The following is a 23,161-nucleotide window of genomic DNA, read 5'->3' on the forward strand; positions in this document are numbered from 1 at the left end:
GCAGGAGGAACCATGGTCCGCAGATATCTCGCCGCCGCGCTCGCCCTGGTGGCCGGCGCCACCGCCCTCGCGGTGCCCGCCGGGACCGCCCAGGCGGCGCCGCCCGGCGGCAAGGACGTCACCGCCGTACTCTTCGAGTGGAGATTCGACTCCATAGCCAGCGCGTGCACGGACACGCTCGGCCCGGCCGGTTACGGCTACGTCCAGGTCTCGCCGCCCCAGGAGCACATCCAGGGCGGCCAGTGGTGGACCTCGTACCAGCCCGTCAGCTACCGGATCGCCGGCCGGCTCGGTGACCGCGCCGCCTTCACGGACATGGTGAACACCTGCCACGCGGCGGGCGTCAAGGTCGTCGCCGACAGCGTCATCAACCACATGGCGGCCGGTGACGGCACCGGTACGGGCGGCTCGCCGTACACCAAGTACAACTACCCCGGCATCTACTCGGGCGCCGACCTGGACGACTGCCGCGCGCAGATCACCAACTACTCCGACCGCGCGAACGTACAGAACTGCGAGCTGGTCGGGCTCGCCGACCTGGACACCGGCGAGGAGTACGTACGCGGCCGGATCGCGGCCTATCTGAACGACCTCCTCTCGCTCGGCGTCGACGGCTTCCGGATCGACGGCGCCAAGCACATGCCGGCCACCGACCTCGCCGCGATCAGAAGCCGGCTGAGCGACCCCGGCGCCTACTGGAAACAGGAAGTCATCTACGGCGCCGGCGAGGCGGTCTCGCCGACCGAGTACCTCGGCACCGGAGACGTACAGGAGTTCCGGTACGCGCGAAGCCTCAAGCAGGTGTTCACCAACGAGAACCTCGCCTACCTGAAGAACTACGGCGAGGGCTGGGGCTTCATGGCGAGCGGCGAGTCGGCCGTCTTCGTGGACAACCACGACACGGAGCGCGGCGGCGACACCCTGAGCTACCGGGACGGCGCGAACTACACGCTCGCCAATGTCTTCATGCTGGCCTGGCCCTACGGATCGCCGGATGTGCACTCCGGCTACGAGTTCACCGACCGCGACGCGGGACCGCCCAACGGCGGCACCGTCAACGCCTGTTACAGCGACGGCTGGAAGTGCCAGCACGCCTGGCGCGAGATCTCGTCCATGGTCGGCTTCCGCAACACCGTGAGCGGCACGGCGGTGACGAACTGGTGGGACAACGGCGGCGACCAGATCGCCTTCGGACGCGGCGACAAGGGCTATGTCGCCGTCAACCACGAGAACTCCACGCTCACCCGCACCTTCCAGACCTCGCTGCCCGGCGGCGACTACTGCGACGTGCAGAGCGGCCGGCGGCTGACGGTGAACGGCTCCGGACAGTTCACCGCGACGCTCGGCACGAACACCGCGGTCGCGCTGCACACGGGCGCGCGCGACTGCTGAGAACCCGTCCGGGCCCTGAGGATCCGGTCAAGAGCTGATCTCGACCGGAAAGGATGAACCCTCGGTCGCTTCTGTGTGTTTCCCGCCATGGGTACCGGCTCTGGTTCCCAACTGGGCCAGAATGTACCCGTGGTGGGGAACCTTCCCGAAGAGACGACCAGCTTCGTAGGTCGCAGGGCCGAACTGGTCCTCCTGGAGCACGCACTCGAAGAGCACCGGCTGATCACTCTGACCGGCAGCGGCGGTGTGGGCAAGAGCCGGCTGGCGCTGCGCGCTGCCGAGGTCGCGGCCGGACTCACGAACGCACCTCGCACCGAGCGCCCGGACGGACCGGCCACCGAGCGGGCCAGGGGCCGCCATCCCGACGGAGTGTGGTGGGCGGACCTCTCACCGCTCTACGACGACCGGCTGCTGCTCGCCACCGTCTCCGACGCCGTCGGGCTCTCCGACTACTCGCTGCGGATGCCCATCGAGGCGCTCTGCGAATGGCTCGCGGACCGGCGGCTCCTGCTCGTCCTCGACTCGTGCGAACGCATAGTGCCCGCCTGCGCCCATCTCGTCGGCGAACTGCTCACCGCCGCGCCCGGCCTCACCGTCCTCACCACCAGCAGACAGCCTCTCGGCGCCAAGGGCGAGTACTGCCTTGAAGTACCGCCACTGCCGCTGGAGGGCGACGACGAGGTCCTCCAGCTCTTCCGCGACCGCGCCGCCGACGCCGCGCCCCAGGTGTCCCTCGACGATCCCGGGACCGCGGCCGCCGCCGTGCAGATCTGCCGCCGGCTCGAAGGCATCCCGCTCGCCGTCGAACTCGCCTGCGCCCGGCTCGACGAGAACTCCGTCGAGCAGATCGCCGACCTGCTCACCTCCCGGCTCGACATACTCACCAACGAGAACGTATGGCCCCAGCGCCACCGCGCCCTGCGCACCGCCATCGGCTGGAGCCACGAACTGTGCGCACCGCTGGAACGCCTGCTCTGGGCACGGCTCTCCGTCTTCCGCGGCGACATCGAAGCGGTGGACGCGCAGGCGGTCTGCGCCGGCGGTCCGCTCTCCGCCGAGGCCATCACCACGGCCCTGACCGGACTGATCGCCAAATCCGTGGTCCGGCAGGACGGCACCCGCTACCGGATGCTCGACACCATTCGTGAGTACGGCTTCATGTGGCTGGCCGAACTCGGCGAGGAGCGGCTGCTCACCGACCGGCACGCCGCACACTTCGCCGAGCTCGCCCGGCAGGCCCACGACGGATGGTTCGGAGCCGAACAGGTCGCCTGGTACCAGCGGATGGCCGACACCCACGCCGACCTGTGCGCCGCACTCAACCACCTGCTCGCCGTCGATCCGGAGGCGGCCGTCGGCATGGCGGGACGGGTCTGCTTCTTCTGGTTCTGCTGCGGCCATCTGCACGAGGCCCGGATCTATCTGGAACGCGCGCTGGCCGCCGACGACACCGTCGGGCCGCACCGCACCCGCGCCCTGTGGGCCCTCGGTATGACGGTCGTGCTCCAGGGCGACCACGAGACCGCGCACCGGCTCGGCGAGCAGTGCAGCATGGCCGCGTGGCGTGACCAGGACCCCGAGTCGATGCTCTCCGCGGCCTACCTCCTCGGCATCACGTACATGATGATGAGCCGTCCGCAGGCCGCCTACACCGTGGCCGACCGCGCCCTGCGCGCGCTGCCCGGCGAACCCTTCGACTCCCGCTCGCGACTGCGCTGCCGGCTGATCCGGATCTTCGCGCTCACCGCGACGGGACGGCTCGACGAGGCGGGCGAGGAGGCGGCCGATCTGCGGCGGCTGTGTCTGGAGCACGAGGAGTACTGGACCCGCTCCTACGCCGACTACCAACTCGCGCTGGTACGCCTGCTCCAGGGCCGGCCGCACGAGGCGGAGGGCCACGCGCGCTCGATGGTCAACGCCAAGCGCCTGCTGGGCGACAGCTTCGGTATCGCGCTCGGCCTCGATCTGATGGCCGCCGCGTTCGCCGCGCAGGGCGACGGTGAACGGGCCGCGCACGCGTACGGCACCGGCCAGGCCTACTGGCGCATGGTCGGTCATCCGCAGCGCGGCACACCGGAACTGGCGCCGGTGCGCGCCGAGTGCGAACGGCAGGCCCGCGCGGCGGCCGGGAATCTCGCGTACGAGGACGCGTTCCACCGGGGTCTGGTCGACGACGGCGAGAGCGGACTCGCCCGCGCGCTGCTGGGCCATCTGCCGTCGGAGAGCTGAACGGGCCCGGCTGTTTCCGTGTGAACCGCGCCGTGCTGGAAATCTGGTAGGTATGACGTCCACCGAGGTGAAACCGGAAGAGCCCAGGAGCCGGACGCGCGCCTCGCGGCTGTCCCGCTGGGGCAAGCTGCCCATCGCACTCGTCGTCGTGGCCGCGCTGCTGTTTCTCGGCAGCCGGCTCGATCTGCTGCCCGGGTTCGGGGACCTGTTCGGCGAAGAGACCCAGGACCGCACCGGGCCCACGCTGCTGCGGTCCATCCAGGACCTGGACCGGTACGAGGCGGCCTCGGGCAACTTCCAGGTCGTCGTCGACCTGGAGAAGGACGCCACATACCTGCCGGACGCGATCCGCGGCACCCGGACCCTCTATGTCGGAGCCGGCACGGTCGGCGCGTATGTCGACTTCGGCGGGATCGGCGAGGACAGCGTCCAGGTCAACGAGGCCCGTACGGCCGCGACGATCCGGCTGCCGCACGCCCGGCTCGGCAAGCCCGCGCTGGACCCGGACCGTTCGTACGCCGTCTCCAAGGAGCGGGGACTCCTCGACCGGCTCGGTGACCTCTTCTCCGACAATCCGGCCGACGAGCGCGCCGTGAACCGGCTGGCCGCACAGCACATCGGCGACGCGGCCAAGGACAGCGAACTCACCGCCCGCGCCGAGAAGAACACCACCGGCATGCTGGAGGGCCTGCTGCGGTCTCTCGGCTTCACCGAGGTCAAGGTGGTCTACGCCTGACCGGCGGCCACCGCTTCCGGACGGCCGTCCCGCGGCGTGTCTCCGGTGTCCTGTCCGGCTCGCCATGTCCGGTCGTCGGACGCACGGCCTGACGGGCGGCCTTCGCGGAGTGTCCGTTACGCTCCCGGTCCATGAGCGCATCTGACCACGAGGCCATGGACACGCCGATACCCGAGCCGGAACAGGAAAGAGCGGGCCTGACGCCACGTCAGGCCCGCGCCGTCCGCGTCGCGCTCGCGTCGGTGCTGCTGGTGGCGATGGCGGTGCTGCTCGCGGTGCGGCTGGCGCAGCGGACGTCCGTGCTGGTGGTCGGTGTGTACGGGCTGGCGATGATCCTGTGCGGTGTGGTCATCGAGCTGAGCCGGCACGGGCGTACGCGGCTGGCCAGCTGGCTGCTGGGCGTGGGCCTGGTGGCGGCGCTGGGCGCGGACTGGCTGCTGCTGCCGTGAGGTGAGGGCGCGCGGTGCCGCGCGCCACCGACTCGTGACGCTCAGCGCAGTGACTCCACTCTGGTGCCGTCCGACACATGGCCGTACAGCTCCGCGCCGGCGCCTCGGGCCGCGCGTACCGCCAGCAGAGCGCCCTTCGCGCTGCCTCGCACGCCGCCCTCCGTGGCCACTGAGCGGAACTGTCCGCTGCCCGCCGCCAGTACGTACCAATGGCCGCCGCGCGACTTCCACAGGACACCCGCCAGCACCCGGGGATCCCGGACGCCGCACGCCGGTGTGTCCTCGGCGCGCGCCGCGACCGCGCCCGGCGCCGCCGGCTCGCGGGACGGCGCCTGGAACTGTGCCATCACCCGGCTCCCGGTGCCGCGCCAGGTCTCCGCGCGCGTGCACAGCCAGGCCGCGGCGCCGTTGGCCTCCGGCAGCGGCTGGCGGGCGTACTGCCAGGAGTTCACGGACCGTACGCCGTGCGAGCGCACCGCCGGCAGCAGACAGGCCGTCCGGGCCCAGGCCGCGCGGTCCGCCGGGGCCGAGATGTCCTTCGGCGCGGACGGCGGCCCGGACGTCAGCCGCGCCGGTGTCAGCTCGCCGAGGTCGGTCAGCAGCCGGTCGGTGGTCCTGTCGCGTACATCGAGCGTGTCCCAGGACCGGCAGTCCCGGGCCGTCGCCGGGCTCGGCAGCGGATCGGTCACGCCGTCCCGGTCGCGGCGCAGCGGCCGCGCGGAGCCGTCGGGGTCGAGCAGATCCCGTACGGAGGTGCGCCGCAGCCACGGCGCCGTCAGATAGCGGACGTTGCCGTCCGAGCGGCCGACGACCAGCGCGCCGGAGACGGTGGCGTCCGCGCCGTCGACCCGGGCGAAGTCCAGAGCCGCGGCCTCGCCGCCGCGCGCGGACTCCGCGTACCGGACGATCCGCATCCCGTCGTGGAAGAGCACCACCCGCGCGCTGTCGACCCTGCCCGCGTACAGAAGCTGCGGCGAGCCCATCGGAGGTCCGGAGGGAGTGGCCGGGGTCGCGGAGACCTGGACGGCGGCGCCGGGCCGGGCCCAGACGGCCAGCGCCCGGCGCAGCAGGCCGTGATCCCGGGCCAGCGGGCCGCGGGTGGGCCAGACGGAGAAGTCGGTACGGGCGGAGATCTCCCATGCGGCGGGCGCGATCCGGCGCACCTTGGCCGGGTCCAGGGCCGATTCGGCCGCGGGGTTGCGGGCGTACGGCGGCGCCGCGGCGCCGTCAGGGCCCCATCCGTCACCGGGCAGAGCGAGAAGCGCTCCGCAGACCAGCGCGGCCGCGGTGGCGGCGGCAGCGGCCCTGGCGTACCGGCGGCGGCGCAGCAGATCGGTGGGCCGGGCCTGGAGCGAGCACGGGTCGAACTCGGGGGAGAGCAGCAGAGCGGCGGCCTCCGGCGCGTCGACGCCGTCCGCTCCGGCGAGCGCCGCGTCCGGATCCTCGGTCCCGGCCGCGGCGAGCACGCGCCGTACCTCCGGATCCGGCAGATCCTCCAGGGCGCGCAGCACGAACGCCGCGCGGGCCGGGCACGAGAGGCCGGACAGCCGCTGGTCCAGAGCGAGTTCGTCGGCGCCGCCGGCGCGCGGAAACAGCCGCAGGCCCCAGACGTGCGGCAGCAGCGGCGGCAGTTGGGCCCGCTTGGGCCAGACCGGCCGGCGCAGTGGACGTCCGGCGTCCAGGGCCTGGCGCAGCACCCGGCCGCGTACATAGGCGAAGCCGGGCTCGCGCGCCGGGACTTCGGAGCCGTCGCCGGCCGTACGGCCGTGCGGCAGTGAGCGCTGCACCAGCGCGTGCGCGGTCAGTACGCGCCGGTTGCGGCCCAGTGACGGCGGCAGGACGAGATAGGCGATCCGTACGAGACGGGTGTAGTGCTCGACGAGGGCCGCCTCGGCCTGTTCGATACCGACGGAAGTGGCGTACGGGCCTGAGGAGTCGGCGGGCTCTGGAGTGGTGACGGCTTCGTGTGGGCGCACGCTGAGGGAACGAGTGGATGGTCCGATGGTCACTCCGGTGCGGACGTTTCTCCACGCGACACGGTGCGCACGAGGCACGATGGGCGCATGCGTACGGAACGACCCCGAGTGGTACTGGCAGTCCTGGCCCTGGTTCTGGCGGCGGGCTGTGGCGCGAACGACGACGAGGCTCCCAAGGTGCCGAAGACGGCGACCGGGAGCCTCGAACAGATCGCCTCGAAGGCGGAGTGCGAGCCGGACATCCAGACCGACGCGACCGAGCTGCGGCAGGCCAACTGCGTCACCGGCGACGGGAAGTACGTGCTGGCCACCTTCGCCACCGACCGCGGCCAGCGGGAGTGGCTCAACGAGGCCAACGACTACGGCGGTTCCTACCTGGTCGGCAGGAAGTGGGTCGCGGTCGGGGACGCGAAGGTGGTCGCGACGCTGCGCGGCCGGCTCGGCGGGACGGTGGAGACCGGCTCGTCCCACCACCGCCCGGCGGGCGGAGGCGGGCACGAGGGGCACTCCGGTCATCGCATGAACTGAGCCGCGCCGGTCCGGATCAGCGGCATGCGCGCCCGCTGTTCAGGCAGCTCACCACCCTGTTCATCAGGCGCTCGTCGAAGACATTGATGAAGTCGCCGTGGTCGGTGACGGGCTTGTGGAGCTGCTCGGGAAAGGAGTCCACGGCGAAGCCGGGCCCCGGCGGCACGTTGTAGACAATGCGCTGCTGGAGCTGTGGAATCGCCTGGAATCCGTTCTGGCAGCGGCCGTTCCGATCGGCGAAGGCGACATGGGTGCGGTGGTTGGCGCTGTCGGTGTTCTGGCCGTCCCAGCAGCTCTGGAACTTGAATGTACGGACCACCTTGCTGCCTCTGGGACAGATCGGGTATTTGTCCTTGAGCTGGCGGTTCTCGAATCCGGTGCAGCTCCAGGAGGCATTGGCGTTGGCGTCGCCGTTGACAAACGCCTTCGCGTCACCGGTGATGATCCGCAGAAAACGCGGCATGGCGGTGACCCGGGAGACCGGGCTGCCGACGAATTTCAGGGTGACTTGAGCCGGAGTCTGGATCTCTCCGACATTGCCTTCCTTGCCGCCGCCGTCCGCATTGACATCGGCTTCGTCCTGACCGTTCTGGAGACGGAGCACAGGCCAGTAGTAGGTCGACTTGTCACCTTGATTACGGCAACTGCTCTCGCCGGCGGCGAGAGCGTCGTCGCTCGCGAAGGCGTCATTGGCCTGATTACCCACGTAATCATGCATATGGTGAGCGCCATTGCTCACACCTGGGGCGACGATGACATTGTCCGAATTGAACTTGCCGGCCTCGTTCCGCCCGCATTCGGTGGTGAAAGCACCTCTCGAAGCTCCGCGGCGCGGCCGGGGCTGCTGGACGTTCGGCCGGACGGACTTGATGTCGACGAAGTCGGACGCCTCCGGGCCGTTGCCGGCCGGTGCGCCGTCATCCTCACCGGGTGCCTCCTGGCCGGGGGTTTCCTGGCCGCTGCCCGGGCCGGGCGGCTGCCCGCCGTCACCGGCCGGCGCGCCCGCGTTGTCGTCGGCCCGCAGCGTGCAGGGCGCGAGGGCCTCCAGGCCCTGCGGGCGCTCCGCGACCCGGCTGATCGCGACGGCGATCCGGTCCAGACCGGCCAGACGCTTTTCCTTCAGCGGATCCAGGATCGCGTTGTAGGCCAATGCGGGATCCTGTTCGATCCGGGCCTTCTGGTCGGCGAACTGCCGGTAGGCGTCCGTGATCTGGCTGTCGATCGCCGCCAGTTCCCGGTCGACCTCCGGGCGCGCCGGTTCAGGAACATCCGTGACCTCGTTCGCGACATCCGGACAGTCGATGGTCGACATCGCCTGTCCGGCATTCTCGGTCTGCTGCTGTGCCGGTGGCTTGTCGGACCATCCTTCACCCGCGGACGCGTAGACATTGACCGCCACCAGCCCACCCCCGCCCAGGAGCAAGGCGGCGGAAGCGACAATCGCCCGCTTTGCCAGGGTGGAGCGTTTTCTCGATGTGCGTCCCATGGAACTCCTCAAGCTTCGTTGCCGTTTACAGGGAAATCTTGGCAGGGGGGAAGCGAAGCGCTCCGTTCCATACGGACGGCAATGGCGGCGTGTTCAGCCGCTCGATGAATTCATATGAATCTCCGTCAGCAAACCGGGCGGATACGCCTCATTGCGGTGCGAGCCGCGCGGGAGATCACCGGCCGTGGTCCAGATAGGCGAGGACCGCCAGGACCCGGCGGTTGTCGTCGTCCGACACCGGCAGGCCCAGCTTTCCGAAGATGTTCGAGGTGTGCTTGGCCACCGCCCTTTCGGTGACGACGAGTTGGGCGGCGATGGCGGCGTTGGACCTGCCCTGCGCCACCAGTTCCATGACCTCGCGCTCGCGAGGCGTCAGACGCCCGATCGGCCTGTCCTGCCCACGGCGGGAGAGGAGTTGCGAGATCACCTGCGGATCCATCGCCGTACCGCCGCTCGCCACTCTGCGTATCGCGTCGACGAACTGATCCGCGTCGAAGACCCGGTCCTTCAGCAGATAGCCGATCCCGCCGTCGCCGTCCGCCAGCAGCTCACGCGCGTACAACTGCTCGACATGCTGGGACAGGACGAGCACCGGAAGGCCCGGACGGGCGCGGCGCGCGGCGAGGGCGCACTGCAGGCCCTCGTCCGTGTGGGACGGCGGAAGCCGGACGTCGACGACGGCGACGTCCGGCTCCAGCTCGGCGAGGGCCCTGGTCAGTTCGGGCCCGCTCTCCACCGCCGCCAGGATCTCGAAGTCGTACGCCTCCAGCATCCGGACCAGACCGTCACGCAGCAGGAAGAGATCTTCGGCCAGCACAACTCGCAAGGCATCTCCAGGAGCACCGTGGCGGGGCCGCCGGCGTGACAGCCCTCGGGATGCCGTCGAATGTACCGAGCCGGCCGGCCCGGAGCCCTCGCGCGCTGAGCGCGGGGTATTGGCGGCGGATTGTCAGTGCCTCGTGGCACGATCGGGACGTCCGGATGAAGACCGACCAGGGGGCGGACCGATGGGTACGTGGGACACGGGGCATTTCGACAACGACAGCGCGGCGGACTTCGCCGGAGAGCTGGACGGATCCGCCGCCGGAGAGCGGACGGACCTCGTGCGCGAGGCGTTGCTGCGCGCGATCGGCGCCGGCCGACTGGACGACGAGGACGGGGCGGTGGCCGTCGCCGCGGCGGCGCTCGTCGCGGCGCAGTGCCCCGGCGGCCCGCCCGTGGAGACGGTCTACGGCCCCGACGAGCCCCTGCCGCTCTTCCCTGCGGAGCTGGGCGGACTCGCGGCCAGGGCCCTGGACCGGGTCCTCGCGGACGGCTCCGAGCTGCGTGGCCTGTGGGCCGACGCGGAAGGTGAGAGCGGCCCCTGGCTGCGCGGTGTCACCGCGCTTCGAACGGCGCTGACGGCAGCGGCGTCCGGGATACCGGGAGCGCCGGAGATGGCCCGGGAAGCGCACTGACCCGGAGCCGTCGGCTCGGTCCCGCCGGTCCGGTCGTCCCGGACCCGGCGGCCGGGGCCCGCGGCCGGTCCGGGCCGCGGGCCCGGGTCAGAGGTTCAGCGCCTTGGCCTCCAGCTCGGGAGCGAGACCGAGCTGCGGACGGTCCGGGCGCTGGGGCGCCTCGCCACCGATCGAGGTGAGCCAGGTCCAGGTGTCCGACACGGTCTCGGCCAGCGGTCGGTACCGCAGGCCGGCCGCCAGGGCCTTGGAGACATTGCCACCGAGCAGGGTGTCGTGCAGAGGGCCCGGCGGCACCCAGATCGGCAGGTCCGACCAGGACTTGATGCCCGCGGCGGTGATCACCTCCGGATCGGTCCAGCGCAGTTCCGCGTCGGAGCCGGTGACCCGCACACAGGTGTCGAGCAGTTCGCCCATGGTGGTGTATCCGGGCGGACTGGCCAGGTTGTACGCACCGCCCAGACCCTGCCGCAAGGCGTCCAGGGTCCACTCGGCGAAGTCGCGTACGTCGATGTACTGAAGCGGGTTGTCGCGAGGGCCGGGCGCCAGGACGGGACCGCCTCTGGAGATCCGTCCCAGCCACCACGGCAGCCGGCCGATGTTCTCCCAGGGACCGATGATCAGGCCCGGGCGCAGCAGCAGGGCCCGGTCGCCGAAGACCGCCTCGGCGGCCAGCTCGCCGCCGCGCTTGTCCTGCGGATAGCGGGTCTGTCCGGCGTCCGGCGACGCGCCCTCCACCACCGGACCGTCCTCGGAAAGCCCGGCCGCGGCGGGATACGCGTACACCGAGCGGCTGGAGACATACGCGAACCGGCCGACGCGGTCCGCCAGCAGCCGCGCCGCCTCGTGCACCGCGGACGGCGCCGCCGACCAGGTGTCGACGACCGCGTCCCACTCGCCCTCGGCGAGGGCCGCCAGACCGTCCGGGGCCGTACGGTCGCCGACCAGCCTGGTCGCACCGGCCGGGGCCGTGTGCCGTCCGAGATGGAAGACGGTCACCTGCCATCCACGGGCGAGCGCCTCCTCCGTGACCGCCCGTCCCACGAATTCCGTACCACCGAGAATCAGGAGTCTCATGAAAATGACTCTGCCCGCCGCGCGGCGGCGGGGCCATACGATTCCGCCGCAAGTGGAATCGTGGGCTTTTGGGATCTGCCCCAGGTGCCCACCGGGATGGCAGCATGTGCGGACCATGACAGATGCCCGGTCGCCGATGCGCGCCTTGCGGGCCGCGGTCTTCGCGGCGGTGTGCGTGACGCTGGCGGCGGCGGGCCATTCGTTCACATCCGGGCATGAGATCCCGTTCGATGCGCTCTGGACCGCTTTCGGAGTGACCGGAGTCGGGGCCTGGCTCGCCGGCGGACGCCGCCGCGGTGTGCGCGCCATCGGAGCCGCGCTCCTCACCGTCCAGGGGGCGCTGCACCTGATCTTCGCCGGGAAGCTGCCGTACGGCCTGTCCTCGCCGCCGCACGGTCCTCATGGCGACGGCGCCACGGGCATGCGCATGGACCCCGCCATGAACATGGACGCGGGCACCGGCGCGGACCCGGCGGTCCCGGTCGCGGTCCTCGACGGACCCGCCGGAATGATCGCCGCGCACCTTCTCGCCGCCGCCGTCTGCGCGCTCTGGCTCGCCCGGGGCGAGGCCGCGCTCTTCCGGCTCGCACGCGCCGCGGGCGCGCCGGCCTTCATCCCGCTCCGGCCGCCGCTCACCGCGGTCCGGCTGCCCGCGCCGCCGGAACCGGTACGCACCGGACCCGCGTCCCCGGCCCCGCACCGAACCGCCGGCGTCGTCCTCGCGCACACGCTGTCGCGACGCGGTCCGCCCGCGCCGCGGACATCTCGCGCCACGGCCCCGGAAGCCGCCGTCACCACCACTGTCTGACCTCTGGCAGGCCCGGGGCCCATGTCCCCATGCCGATGCCGACTCCTAGGACAGCCATGGCCATTGACGACCCCGTACAGGGCACCGAGACCGAACGGCCCACCGCCGTATCCGAGACCACGACGGACACTCCGTCCGCCTGGAGTTCCCTGCGCCCGCTCGTGCTGCGCCTGCACTTCTACGCGGGCCTGCTGATCGCGCCCCTCCTGCTGGTCGCCGCCACCAGCGGGCTCCTCTACGCCCTCTCCTTCCAGGCGGAGAAGGTGGTCTACCGGCATGAGCTGCGGGTCCCGGCCGGTGACCGTACCGTCCCGCTCTCCGCCCAGCTCGACGCCGCCCGAGCCACGCATCCGGAGGGCACGGTCACCTCGGTGCTTCCCTCGTCCGAGGACGGCGCGACCACCCGGGTCATGATGACCACGCCGACGACGGAGGAAGGCAAGTCCCTCGCCGTCTTCGTCGATCCGTACACCGCCGAGATACGGGGAGAGCTGACCAGTTACGGCAGCTCGGGCGCGCTGCCGCTGCGCACCTGGCTCTCCGAGCTGCACCGTCATCTCCACCTGGGCGAGCCGGGCCGTATCTACAGCGAACTCGCCGCGAGCTGGCTGTGGGTGGTGGCCCTCGGCGGACTGCTGCTGTGGACCGGCCGGAAGCGGGCCTCGAAGCGGGCGCTGCTCAGGCCCGAGCGGGGCGCCACCGGCCGCCGCAGGACTCTCTCGCTGCACGGTTCGCTCGGGCTGTGGGCCGTCACCGGGCTGGTGCTGCTCTCCGCGACGGGCCTGACCTGGTCGCGGTTCGCGGGCGAGAACATCGGCGCGGTGCAGGACCAGCTCGGCGGCGCCACACCCGTCGTCAGCGCCACGCTCGAAGGCGGCGGCGGGTCGGGCGGTGCCGGCCACGAGGGACACGGCAGCGGCGGCGGATCCCATGAGGGCATGGAAGGCATGGAGGGCATGGAAGGGATGGAGGGGATGTCTGGGAAGGAGATCAGCGTCGACCTGGCCGTCGTCGCCGCCCGCCAGGCCGGCCTCGACGGTCCGCTCGCGGTGACCCTGCCGGTCGAGGGCAGCGGTTATGTCGTGGCGGAGACGGACACCCAGTTCCCGGTCCGTCTCGACTCGGTCGCCGTCGATCCCGCCAACGGCATGATCATGGACGAACTGCGGTTCGCCGACTATCCGCTGCTCGCCCAGCTCACCCGCTTCGGTATCGACGCCCACATGGGAGTCTTCCTCGGGCTCGTCAATCAGCTCGCACTCGCGGCTCTGGCTCTGGCACTGATCCTGATCATTTTCTGGGGCTACCGGATGTGGTGGCAGCGCAGGCCCACCAGAGGCCGGAGGCTGAGCGCGGGCCGGGCGATACCGCGCGGTGCCTGGCGCAAGGTGCCACCGGCCCGGCTGGTGCCGGTCGTGCTGGCCGCGGCCCTGGCCGGCTGGTTCGTCCCGTTGCTGGGCATCAGCCTGGTGGCCTTCCTCGTCCTGGACGGAGCGCTGGGCCTGCTGTCCCGCGCCCGCGCCGCACGCGGCTAGGGCCTGTCCGGACCTCGCGGCTGTACGGAGCACTGCCGGTCGCCGGGCGGGGCTCCGTACAGCCGGGTACCGCTCAGGGCGCGTATTTGTATCCGACCCGCCGCACCGTCTGGATGGTGTGGCGATGCTCCGCTCCCAGCTTGCGGCGCAGCCGCGCCACATGGACATCGACGGTCCGCCCGTCGCCCACATGTCCGTAGCCCCAGACCGTGGTCACCAACTGATCGCGGGTGTGTACCCGGTGCGGATGCGCCACGAGATGGGAGAGCAGTTCGAATTCGAGATACGTCAGGTCGAGCTGCCGCCCGTCGACGCCGGCGGTCCGCTGGACGCTGTCGATCACCACAGGACCGCCACGGCTTCCGGTGTCGGCGGAGACATAGGGCGCTGAAGCCGCCAGCACGGCCGCCTGCTGATCGGCCGGCACGAGTACGAGATAGCCGATCATCGGCGGCTGTCCCGGCAGCGAGGGCAGGGTGTGCGGGGGAGCGGGCAGCCAGGTGGCGCCCGGCGGCAGGAAGTCCACGACCTGACCGGCCGGGAATCCGGCCGGCGGACCGGCGGAACCGCCGGCCGGGACGGTCTCGTCACGGTCGACGGCCCGGAGCCGGTGCCGGCCGGACGCGGCCGGCTGCTGGCCGAGTGCGGCGGCGCTCGCCGCGGAGAAGGAACGGGGGTTCGCCATGGAGGGTCAGCTCTTTCGCGCGAAGGAGTCGTCAAGTCGACAGGACGGACGGGACGTACGTCATGCGCGGCGGCCGAAGGCCAAGAAAGCTTTAGAGGGCCGGCGCGTTCCTTGCGCGGCAACACACCCGGTCGAAGTCGTGATGCTGCCGGGACGGCCAGAACGGCTCAAGGTCGGTGCGACCTGTCGCGGTTTGTTCGAAGCTGGCCATGGACCCATTGAAGCAGATACCGGAGGAGCGCAGCAGGCACCTTTCGGCTCTCCTGACGTCCGGACCGAGTGACGGGCAGCACAATGAGGGGGCGACCGCCGTACGGGCGGCCGCCCCCTCATGGAGCCGGTGCGACAAGCGCGCTGAGCCGGACGGTCAGACCTGGCCGGCCTTCTCCAGCGCGGTGCAGCAGGTGTCGACGATGAGCCGCGTCACCACGTACGGGTCGACGTTGGCGTTGGGACGGCGGTCCTCGATGTAGCCCTTGCCGTCCTGCTCGACCTGCCACGGGATACGGACCGAGGCACCGCGGTTGGAGACGCCGTAGCTGTACTCGTTCCACGGGGCGGTCTCGTGCAGGCCGGTCAGCCGGTCGTCGATGCCCGCGCCGTAGTTCTTGACGTGGTCGAGCGGCTTGGAGCCCTCGCCCAGCGACTCGCACGCGGTGATGATCGCCTCGTAACCCTCGCGCATCGCCTTGGTCGAGAAGTTGGTGTGCGCGCCCGCGCCGTTCCAGTCGCCCTTCACCGGCTTCGGGTCGAGCGTCGCGGAGACGTCGAAGTCCTCGGCGGTGCGGTAGAGCAGCCAGCGGGCGATCCAGAGCTGGTCCGCGACCTCCAGCGGCGCCAGCGGGCCGACCTGGAACTCCCACTGGCCCGGCATGACCTCGGCGTTGATACCGGAGATGCCCAGGCCCGCCTTGAGACAGTTGTCCAGGTGCGCCTCGACGATGTCACGGCCGAAGATCTCGTCCGAGCCGACACCGCAGTAGTAGCCGCCCTGAGCGGCCGGGAAGCCGCCTTCCGGGAAGCCGAGCGGGCGCGTGCCCTTGAAGAACGTGTACTCCTGCTCGATGCCGAAGATCGGCTCCTGGCCCGCGAACTTCTCCGCGACCTCGGTGAGCCCCGCACGCGTGTTGGACTCGTGCGGAGTCATGTCGATGTTCAGGACCTCGCACATGACGAGGACGTCGTCCCCGCCGCGGATCGGGTCGGGGCACGAGAAGACCGGCTTCAGCACCCGGTCGGAGGCGTGGCCCTCGGCCTGATTGGTGCTGGACCCGTCGAAGCCCCAGATGGGCAGCTCGGCGCCGTCCGTCAGGATCTTCGTCTTCGAGCGCAGCTTCGCTGTCGGCTCGGTGCCGTCGATCCAGATGTACTCAGCCTTGAAGGTCACGGGCCTCATCCTTTGCGGGTGCAGCAGTTTTAACCCGAAGCCTCGCAATATGTGATTTCCCGGCTGTTGCCTCACTGTGAACCACGTGTTACTCAGGCTTCTTTTGTTTCAGCGATCCCGAGCCGGGCAACTGCCCGCGCGGCCGCGTGGTCATTCGGCGACGACTCGGATCCGGTGTCCGGGAGCACGCGCGCCGGTCCGTCACGGCCGGTGCCCGAGACCTCGGCCGTAGATACCAAGTGCCCCTGTCCAGTGGCCGGTTGACTCGCCGGGTGCCTGCGCCTGATCCGTGCCCCGGGACGCCGGAGCGTCATGAGGCACGCCGTCCGCACGGTGAGTTTGTGATCGTTTTCGAAGCGCCGCTCTCGCCGGTCGGACGGACCGGCGGACGCAAACGGCATCGCTCGTACGAGACCGTCCGGTGCGTCCGTACGGAGGAGTATGGGGCCGGGAACAGCTCGCGCGCCAGTGCCGCTCGGTGTGGCTCGAAGCGACCGGCGCCGCTGTCCCGCTTTTTGCCCTCCCGGGCCTCTCTGTACTGCGCGGACGCGGCACACTGAGCGGCATGAGCAAGCCACGTATCGGACTCCTCGGCACCGGCCCCTGGGCGGAGCTCGCACACGCTCCCGCCCTCGCCGGCCATACCGGAATCGAATTCAGCGGCGTCTGGGGGCGGCGTCCCGAGGCCGCCGCCGCCCTCGCCGCCGCCCATGGCACCACCGCCCACTCGGGAGAGGCGGGACTCGACGCACTGTTCGCCGAGAGTGACGCCATAGCCTTCGCTCTTCCGCCGGACATCCAGGCGCCGCTCGCGGCACGCGCCGCTGCCGCCGGATGCCATCTCCTCATGGACAAGCCGGTCGCGACGACCGTGGCCGCGGCCCGCGAGGTGGCGGACGCGGTGGCGAGCGCCGGTGTCTCCTCGGTGGTCTTCTGCACCCTGCGGTTCGCGGCCGACACGGCCGGCTGGATCGACGAACAGGCCGCGAAGGGAGGCTGGTTCACGGCGCACGCGTACTGGCTCGGCTCCCTGTACGGCGAGAGCGCCGACGACAGTCCCTTCGCCGAATCGCCCTGGCGCCGTGAGAAGGGCGGTCTGTGGGACGTCGGCCCGCACGCGCTGTCCGTACTCATTCCGTTGCTCGGCGATGTGACGGAGGTGACGGCCGTACGTTCCGAGCCCGATCTCACGCATCTGGTGCTCCGGCACACCTCGGGCGCGGCCAGCTCGGCGGCGCTGAGCCTGAGCGCGCCGAAGGAAGGCGGCGGTACGGGGATCGAAGTGCGCGGCGAGCACGGTGTGGCCGCGCTGCCGGAGAGCGTCAGCGACCCGGTCGACTCGTTCCGGAACGCGATCGACGCGCTGCTGGAGTCGGTCCGTACGGGACAGCCGCACGGCTGCGACGCACGGTTCGGGCTGCGGCTGACGGAGATCCTGACGGAGGCCGAGGAGCGCGCGGCGGCGCGGGCGAAGGAGTAGCCGGCTCGGCGGGGTGTGCGCCATGAGGCCCGGCGGCGCACACCCCGCGCCCGGGCTGTCCCGGGATCTGTCCGACGGCGGGCGGCGCCATCCGCCGGACAGGGACGGTCAGGTGCGGTCCGGTGGGTCGTGTCCGTCGACGCACGCGGACGGTCAGCTCTTCTGCGTCTGCTGGTCGCGGAGCGTCTGCTCGACGGCCTCCCGTACGCGGGCGTCCTCACGCAGCTTGCGCCGTGCGCGGTTGCGGCGCGAGACGACGAGCGCTCCGACGATGACCGCGATCACCACGACGAGCAGCACCAGCAGCGTCCACGGGACGGCCCAGCCGTGCGTCGTGGCCTGGACCGGCTTGAGCGAGGTGGTGGAGCCCGACGCGTCGGCGAGCACGGGAGTGAGGGTCGCGGTGGCGGCCAGGCTGACTCCGGGCGCCACGCCGTGCACGGGCACCTTCACCTTCCAGCTCTCACCCGGCAGCAGCTCCGGCGGCGGTGCGATGCCGCCGGCGTTGGTCCGCAGCCAGCCGAACGGGCCGGAGACCGACACCGCCTGCTTGGCCGACAGCATGGCGTTGCCGGTGTTGTGGATCGTGTAGGTGACGGTGGCGTCGCCCTTGGCGAACGGGTTGAACGAGCCGTCGTAGTCGACGTGGAGGTCCTCGACCGCGAGTGTCGGCTTGAGCTCGCCGCTGACCCGCAGCTTGACCCGGATGCCGAGGCGCCGGTCGACATTGATGCCCTCGGCGTCGTCGGCCTGCTTCAGGGAGGTGAGGACACCGCCGACGTAGTCGCCGGGCGTGGCGTTGTCCGGAACGGTGACCGTGAACGGCACGTTGGCGGACTTACCGGGCTGGATCACGACGCTGTCGCGGTCGGCGTGGACCCACGCGCCGATTCCGACGGACTTCTTGTCCTTGGTGAGCAGGTCGAGCCGGCCCATGTCGGTGGTGAAGCCGTCGGCGGCGTAGACCGCGAGTTCGAGCGGGGACTTGCCGCGGTTGGCGACGGCCATGGTGTCCTTGACCTGTCCACCGGGGTTGACGTTGTAGCTGAAGCTGGACCGGTCGGCGCCGTAGCTGTTCGAGGCCGTCCTGACCGTCCAGGTGACGTTGCCGTCCTCTGCCTGAGCGGTGCCGGCGGACAGGCCGGCGACGGTCAAGGCGGTGAGCAGGACCAGGACGGCGGTACGAATGAGGGCGGCGACGGTGGTCGTCCGGCGTATTACGGGCGCGTGCATCGGGGTTCTCCTGGAGCGGGAGGCGGGGCAGGACACCAGAAGGTGCCCACCCCGCCAGGTGAGGCGGGGCAGGCACCGGAAGGCGCCTGCCCCGCCAGGTGGAACAGGTCCGATCAGCTGCTCAGCGCAGTGATCGTGAGGGTGGCACGGTAGCCACCCTTGTCGACGCTGTCCGGGATCTTCAGACCCAGGTCAGCGCCCAGCTTGGCCGAACCACGGGGGTGGCCCTGCTCGGCCGAACCGAGGCCGCGCGAGATGGACAGACCCTTGCCCTGGTCGTCGTAGCCGGAAGCCACCGGCTCGCTGGCCACGGCACCCGCGCCACCGTCAAGGAGGTGCGGAGCCCAACCGAGGTAGGAGCCGGAGAACGTCTTGTCGGCGTCCTTGAAGTCACTCACATTGGCCGAGACCGACCACGGAGCGAGCGAGCGACGGCTGTCCGACACGAGGATCGGGTTGATCTTGCCACTCGCCTCGAAGTGGTCGCCGTTGCGCTCCTGGGCGGTGCCGAGGTCCACCAGGCCGTTGTAGCCGTCGATCGTCCAGCCGAACTCACCCGGAGCGGCGTTCGGCACGTTGACCTGGAGGGACTGGCCGTCACCGTTGTACGGGTGCACGGTGACCTTGTCGACGAGCGAGCCGACGGGCTGGTCGGCCGTGGTGTTGTTGCACCAGGAACCCTGCGAGACCTCGGAGTTCGGGGCGTCACAGGTGCCGCTGCGGACGTTCTCGACGACGAGCTTGTCGTTGCGCACCTGCACCTTGACGTAGGTGCGGACGTGCTCCTGGTTCTGAACCGAGTTGTACCAGTAGCTGTCCGGGTTCAGCGGGTCGGCACCGTTGCCGGCGCCGCTCGTGCCGCTGCTGTCCGGCTTCGTGATGTCGTAGTACTTCGAGCCGGAGGCGGAGTTCGCCGTCACGTAGAGGACGCCACCAGGACCCGGGTACACGTCGGCGGCGCCGGGCTTCTCGTCCGGGTTCGCCTTCTCGCTGTTCTTGATCAGGTAGCTGCGGGAGTAGCTGTGGTCATGGCCCTGCAGCACCAGGTCGACGCCGAGCTTGGAGAACGTGGTCGGGAAGTCGACCCGACGCGTCTTGTTGTCGCCGTCCTTGGCGTGCGAGGCCGGCGAGTAGATCGAGTGGTGGTACGTGAGTACCTTCCACTTGGCCTCGGAACCGTGCTTGTTGATGATGTCGGTGACGTAGTTGATGTGCGCCGCGTCACCGCCGCCACCCTGAGAGGTGGCGTAGCTGTTGCTGTTGAGGTCGATGAACAGCACATCCTTGTAGATGTACCAGTAGTCACCGCCAGAGGTGTTGGACTCCGGGTTCCCGTTGGAGTACAGCGGGCCCGAGCGGTCGGTGTTCGGGGTGGAGAAGTGCTGCTCGTAGGCCTTGCCGCCGACGTCGTGGTTGCCGATGGTGGCGGCCCACGGGTACTGACGCAGCTTGTCCGGGGCCAGGAAGGAGTTCCACTGGGACTCGTTGTTGGCGCTCTCGACCTGGTCACCGCCCGACACCAGGAGTTCGGAGTTGGGGTTGGCCGCGAGAGCGACGTCCACGGTGTCCTGCCAGCCGGCCTGGTCCTGTGCCAGGTCGCCGGACGAACCGATCTGCGGGTCGCCGAAGAACAGGAAGTCGTAGTTGCCTTCGAAGTCCTGTGTCTTGAAGGAGTACGCCGTGGACCAGTTGCCCTCGGTACCGACACGGTAGGAGTACGCCGTGTTTTCCTTCAGGCCGGTGATCGTCGCGTGGCGGTTGAAGCCGCCACTCGTGGCGATGTTCGCTCCGCCGATGGCGTCGAAGGTGGCGGCGCCGGCCGGGAACTCGCCGTTGACGAGCTCAGTGGTCGGGGCGACCTGGAGCTTCTGCGCGGTGTCGGCCGAGGAGTACCACGTCACGGTGCGCTGGGTCTCGTTGGCGCCCACACCGAGGATGATGCCGGTGAGCGAAGCGGGCTCGGCGGCGGCGGCGGGGGACGCCATGCCGCTGCCGAGGGCCACTGTCAAGCCCAGGAATGCCGCTGTGGCGCCTGTGGCCAGGCGGCGCCGCACAAGCCCGGAGGCCTGCGTCGGGGTGCTCAATTTCATCGGTTTTTCGTTCCTTTTGCGCACACTGAGGTGCATGAATGGAGACCGTTAAGGTCTCATCGCCTGGTTAACTAGTCATAAATACGATCTTGGGACTGGTTGAACTTTCTACGGGGTCTGAGGCGGTCTCAGAACCCGAACACCCGTTGCATGAACCACACCAGCCCCATGGCGGCCACACCCGCGGAGATCGCGCCGGTGGCCCAGAGGCCGGCTGTCGGCGCCCGGTGGCGCAGCACGGTCAGCAGCGGGAAAACGATGGCGATGATCGCCAGTTGCACGCCCTCAATGCCCACGTTGAACACCAGCAAGGACCACAGCAGGGTCCACGACCACGCCTGGTCGATGCCCAGCGCGCCCGCGAAGCCCAGGCCGTGCACGAGGCCGAAACAGAACACGACCCCGAGGCGGGTCCAGCCCGCACGGTCCAGGCTGAAGTGACTGCCCTCCACCGCCTCCAGGTCGGCGGCATGGCCGCCGCGCCGCCAGATCCGCCACAGGTACCAGCCGGCGACCACGGCGATCGACAGCGCGATGACGGGCTCCACGACCTTCGACGGCACGTCGACCAGACCGAGGGCGGCGAGCATGAACGTCACCGAGTGCGCCAGCGTGAAACTCGTGGCCGCGAGCACGATCTCGCGCAGACGCCGTGAGCCGGCGATGAGCGCCAGCAGGAACAGGATGTGGTCGGTCCCGGTCAGCAGGTGCTCGGCACCCAGGCTGAAGAACTCCCAGAACCGCTCGTACCACGACTGACCCAACGAGAAGGACGGATGAGCGGCGTCGAGCGCGGCGCTGCCGGCACGGCCGTCGATCTCGTAGGTGACGATCGTTTTGGTGCTGGTGACATAGCCCTCGGAGTCGGGGAACAGTCCACTGCGCAGTACGTGATCGTCGCCCGGCCCGGCACAGGTCCAGTCGAGCAGCAGAGCGGCGTACGGCACGCCCTCCTGCCGGGTCATCGTGAAGTCGCCGACCTGGGTCGGCGTACAGACCTTGCCGTCCAAGGAGACCGGGAAGCGATCGGTGACATATTTCACGGCCGACTTCGAATGGGCGTTGAGCGCCGCGGCCTGTTCTTTGGTGTCACCGGCTTCGAATGCGGCGTTTCCGGTCTGGAAGAGCTGATCGTCGTCCTCGTAGTCGGCGGCGGAGGCGACGAAGAGGTCGTATTCGAGCTTCAGCGTCGTCCGTATATGGCCCTCGTCACCTGCGGTGACATGGGCGTACACGACCGACGTGAACCCGTGGGCGAACGCCGGCTGCCCGACGCTCAGGAAAGTGATTACCGCCGCAGTGATCCCGATGATGCTGAGGCGGACCCGATGTGACATGAGGGCTCCTTGAGGTTGCCAGTGCACGTTCCATGTCACGGATGAACAGGATCAGGCTCGCGGGCGAATTACGGAAAAACAAAGCCGAGAACGACACCCGTGGAGGAAAGCGACAGGAACTGGGATAGGAGGATGTAGGCGCACCATCCACCACCACACGAAGGACGATCGCCTTGCGCCCCTCGCTTCGGGCCGCTGCCACGCTGGCCGCGGCCGCCGCGCTGGTCACCGGATGCAGCTCCGGCGACGACTGGTCACGGCCGCATCCCAAGCCCTCCGCCATCGGTACTCTCGGCTCCGGGTTCATCGACCCCTCCGCCCCGCCCACCCCGGAGGCGACCGCCACGCCGCGGCCCGGCTCCTGGACCGGGGTCCACCCGTCGAAGGACTACCGCGTGGTACTCCTCACCGCCGGTGACGACCGCCCGACCAAGGCCCTGGTGAAGGCGGTCAAGGAGTGGGCCGAGACCGAGCACGTCGACCTCAGGACGGTGGTCGCCGACGGTCCGTCCGACCTCCTTCCCAGCGTCGTCAGCGCCCTTGAGCTGAGCCCGGACCTCATCGTCAGCGCGGGCAACGACCTCATCGATCCTCTCTCGACGGTCACGCCGAACCACCTGTCACAACAGTTCCTCGTCGTGGGAGCGGAACTGGCTGAGCCCACGCACAACGTCACGGCGGTCGACTGGTCCGGCGCGTCGTTCCGCGGCGAAGGGCTCGGCGCGTCCTCGACGTACGACGCCGACTCGTTCACCGCCGAGCGCTGCGCGGCCGCCATCAGGGCGGGCGTCGCGGCCGTGCTCAACGACTGGACCGGGATCGTGATCTGGCTCGACAAGCACTAGTGGAGCCGGCCGAGTGGCGTCGGCCGTGCCGCCGGACTCTCTCTCAAATGCCCTCTGGCCAGGGACGATTGTCAGTGCGAGGCAGTAAAATAGAGGGAGTTCGTGAGGGTCCAACCACGTGCCGGGAGGTCGCCGATGGCCGTTGCCACAATCACGACGAAACCCTTCGATACCCTGCCATCCCTCAAGCGCAAGCCACTGCCGGCGGGCCTGCCCCGTGAGTGGTACGAGACGCACAACCGCCGGCTCAAGGCCATGCGCCTCGCCATCGCCCTGCTCGACTCGGGCGTCTACCATCCGGCGAACGCGAGCAACCGCAGGATCCGCAGCACGGCGGCGAGGATCGGCATCCGCCCGCCGTCCGACACCACCTGCCATATGGTGCGCACCCTGATCCGCTGAGGGAGCGGACGCACGGCCGTGACAACGCCGGC

At 70.1% G+C, this 23,161-nt stretch carries 19 protein-coding genes and 1 pseudogene; 11 read left to right on the top strand and 9 right to left on the bottom strand.

The window, feature by feature from the left end; all coding sequences use genetic code 11:
- Window positions 1-12: 12 nt before the first annotated feature.
- From PV679_RS04630 to PV679_RS04645, 4 genes and pseudogenes are all read left to right on the top strand, one after another.
- Window positions 13-1,389 (top strand): annotated as a pseudogene (locus tag PV679_RS04630) (alpha-amylase); the annotation flags it as partial.
- 135 nt (window positions 1,390-1,524) lie between these two features.
- Window positions 1,525-3,621, top strand: a complete 2,097-nt coding sequence (locus PV679_RS04635) for a regulator (protein ID WP_319678739.1) — start codon at window positions 1,525-1,527, stop codon at window positions 3,619-3,621.
- Between the two features lie 52 nt (window positions 3,622-3,673).
- Window positions 3,674-4,357, top strand: a complete 684-nt coding sequence (locus PV679_RS04640) for a DUF4230 domain-containing protein (protein WP_319678557.1) — start codon at window positions 3,674-3,676, stop codon at window positions 4,355-4,357.
- A 131-nt stretch (window positions 4,358-4,488) separates the two neighbouring features.
- The gene (locus PV679_RS04645; protein WP_416069637.1) at window positions 4,489-4,806 is read left to right on the top strand and encodes a hypothetical protein; all 318 of its coding nucleotides are present in this window, start codon (window positions 4,489-4,491) and stop codon (window positions 4,804-4,806) included.
- 41 nt (window positions 4,807-4,847) lie between these two features.
- Here PV679_RS04645 and PV679_RS04650 read toward each other — a convergent pair whose 3' ends face one another.
- Window positions 4,848-6,782: a hypothetical protein gene (locus PV679_RS04650; protein WP_416069636.1), complete on the bottom strand. Its 1,935-nt coding sequence runs from the start codon at window positions 6,780-6,782 to the stop codon at window positions 4,848-4,850.
- An 87-nt stretch (window positions 6,783-6,869) separates the two neighbouring features.
- Here PV679_RS04650 and PV679_RS04655 point away from each other — a divergent pair, with 87 nt between their 5' ends.
- Window positions 6,870-7,310 carry a hypothetical protein gene (locus PV679_RS04655; protein ID WP_319678556.1) on the top strand — a complete coding sequence of 147 codons (441 nt, stop codon included), beginning with the start codon at window positions 6,870-6,872 and terminating at the stop codon, window positions 7,308-7,310.
- A 16-nt stretch (window positions 7,311-7,326) separates the two neighbouring features.
- Here PV679_RS04655 and PV679_RS04660 read toward each other — a convergent pair whose 3' ends face one another.
- Both PV679_RS04660 and PV679_RS04665 read right to left on the bottom strand, forming a co-directional pair.
- Window positions 7,327-8,796: a DUF1996 domain-containing protein gene (locus PV679_RS04660; protein ID WP_319678555.1), complete on the bottom strand. Its 1,470-nt coding sequence runs from the start codon at window positions 8,794-8,796 to the stop codon at window positions 7,327-7,329.
- Between the two features lie 175 nt (window positions 8,797-8,971).
- Window positions 8,972-9,622, bottom strand: coding sequence for a response regulator transcription factor (locus tag PV679_RS04665; protein ID WP_319678554.1), 651 nt, complete (start codon window positions 9,620-9,622; stop codon window positions 8,972-8,974).
- Between the two features lie 181 nt (window positions 9,623-9,803).
- On the opposite strand from PV679_RS04665, the gene PV679_RS04670 reads away from it, so the two are divergent.
- Window positions 9,804-10,253 carry a DUF4259 domain-containing protein gene (locus PV679_RS04670; protein WP_319678553.1) on the top strand — a complete coding sequence of 150 codons (450 nt, stop codon included), beginning with the start codon at window positions 9,804-9,806 and terminating at the stop codon, window positions 10,251-10,253.
- An 87-nt stretch (window positions 10,254-10,340) separates the two neighbouring features.
- Here PV679_RS04670 and PV679_RS04675 read toward each other — a convergent pair whose 3' ends face one another.
- Window positions 10,341-11,327, bottom strand: a complete 987-nt coding sequence (locus PV679_RS04675) for an NAD-dependent epimerase/dehydratase family protein (protein ID WP_319678552.1) — start codon at window positions 11,325-11,327, stop codon at window positions 10,341-10,343.
- 115 nt (window positions 11,328-11,442) lie between these two features.
- Here PV679_RS04675 and PV679_RS04680 point away from each other — a divergent pair, with 115 nt between their 5' ends.
- Together PV679_RS04680 and PV679_RS04685 are read left to right on the top strand one after the other, a co-directional pair.
- Window positions 11,443-12,135: a hypothetical protein gene (locus PV679_RS04680; RefSeq protein WP_319678551.1), complete on the top strand. Its 693-nt coding sequence runs from the start codon at window positions 11,443-11,445 to the stop codon at window positions 12,133-12,135.
- Window positions 12,136-12,191: 56 nt separating this feature from the next.
- Window positions 12,192-13,670, top strand: coding sequence for a PepSY domain-containing protein (locus PV679_RS04685; protein WP_319678550.1), 1,479 nt, complete (start codon window positions 12,192-12,194; stop codon window positions 13,668-13,670).
- Between the two features lie 73 nt (window positions 13,671-13,743).
- On the opposite strand, the gene PV679_RS04690 is transcribed toward PV679_RS04685, so the two are convergent.
- Window positions 13,744-14,355 (bottom strand): winged helix-turn-helix domain-containing protein, encoded by a 612-nt coding sequence (locus PV679_RS04690; RefSeq protein WP_319678549.1) that lies wholly within the window; start codon window positions 14,353-14,355, stop codon window positions 13,744-13,746.
- Between the two features lie 367 nt (window positions 14,356-14,722).
- Window positions 14,723-15,742, bottom strand: coding sequence for a glutamine synthetase (gene glnII / locus PV679_RS04695; RefSeq protein WP_319678548.1), 1,020 nt, complete (start codon window positions 15,740-15,742; stop codon window positions 14,723-14,725).
- 565 nt (window positions 15,743-16,307) lie between these two features.
- Between glnII and PV679_RS04700 the strand changes: the two genes are divergently transcribed.
- Window positions 16,308-17,222 carry a Gfo/Idh/MocA family protein gene (locus tag PV679_RS04700; RefSeq protein ID WP_319678547.1) on the top strand — a complete coding sequence of 305 codons (915 nt, stop codon included), beginning with the start codon at window positions 16,308-16,310 and terminating at the stop codon, window positions 17,220-17,222.
- Window positions 17,223-17,375: 153 nt separating this feature from the next.
- On the opposite strand, the gene PV679_RS04705 is transcribed toward PV679_RS04700, so the two are convergent.
- The 3 genes from PV679_RS04705 to PV679_RS04715 form a co-directional block, all read right to left on the bottom strand.
- Entirely contained in the window at window positions 17,376-18,455 is a 1,080-nt protein-coding gene (locus PV679_RS04705) for a WxL protein peptidoglycan domain-containing protein (protein WP_319678546.1), read from the bottom strand.
- A gap of 113 nt (window positions 18,456-18,568) precedes the next feature.
- Window positions 18,569-20,545, bottom strand: a complete 1,977-nt coding sequence (locus tag PV679_RS04710; protein ID WP_319678545.1) for a metallophosphoesterase family protein — start codon at window positions 20,543-20,545, stop codon at window positions 18,569-18,571.
- A gap of 128 nt (window positions 20,546-20,673) precedes the next feature.
- Window positions 20,674-21,882 carry a HupE/UreJ family protein gene (locus PV679_RS04715; RefSeq protein WP_319678544.1) on the bottom strand — a complete coding sequence of 403 codons (1,209 nt, stop codon included), beginning with the start codon at window positions 21,880-21,882 and terminating at the stop codon, window positions 20,674-20,676.
- A gap of 173 nt (window positions 21,883-22,055) precedes the next feature.
- On the opposite strand from PV679_RS04715, the gene PV679_RS04720 reads away from it, so the two are divergent.
- Together PV679_RS04720 and PV679_RS04725 are read left to right on the top strand one after the other, a co-directional pair.
- Entirely contained in the window at window positions 22,056-22,727 is a 672-nt protein-coding gene (locus tag PV679_RS04720; RefSeq protein ID WP_319678543.1) for a hypothetical protein, read from the top strand.
- Between the two features lie 135 nt (window positions 22,728-22,862).
- Window positions 22,863-23,129 carry a hypothetical protein gene (locus PV679_RS04725; protein ID WP_319678542.1) on the top strand — a complete coding sequence of 89 codons (267 nt, stop codon included), beginning with the start codon at window positions 22,863-22,865 and terminating at the stop codon, window positions 23,127-23,129.
- Window positions 23,130-23,161: the final 32 nt, after the last annotated feature.

The organism is Streptomyces sp. AK02-01A, from assembly GCF_033795305.1.
Lineage (GTDB): Bacteria > Actinomycetota > Actinomycetes > Streptomycetales > Streptomycetaceae > Streptomyces.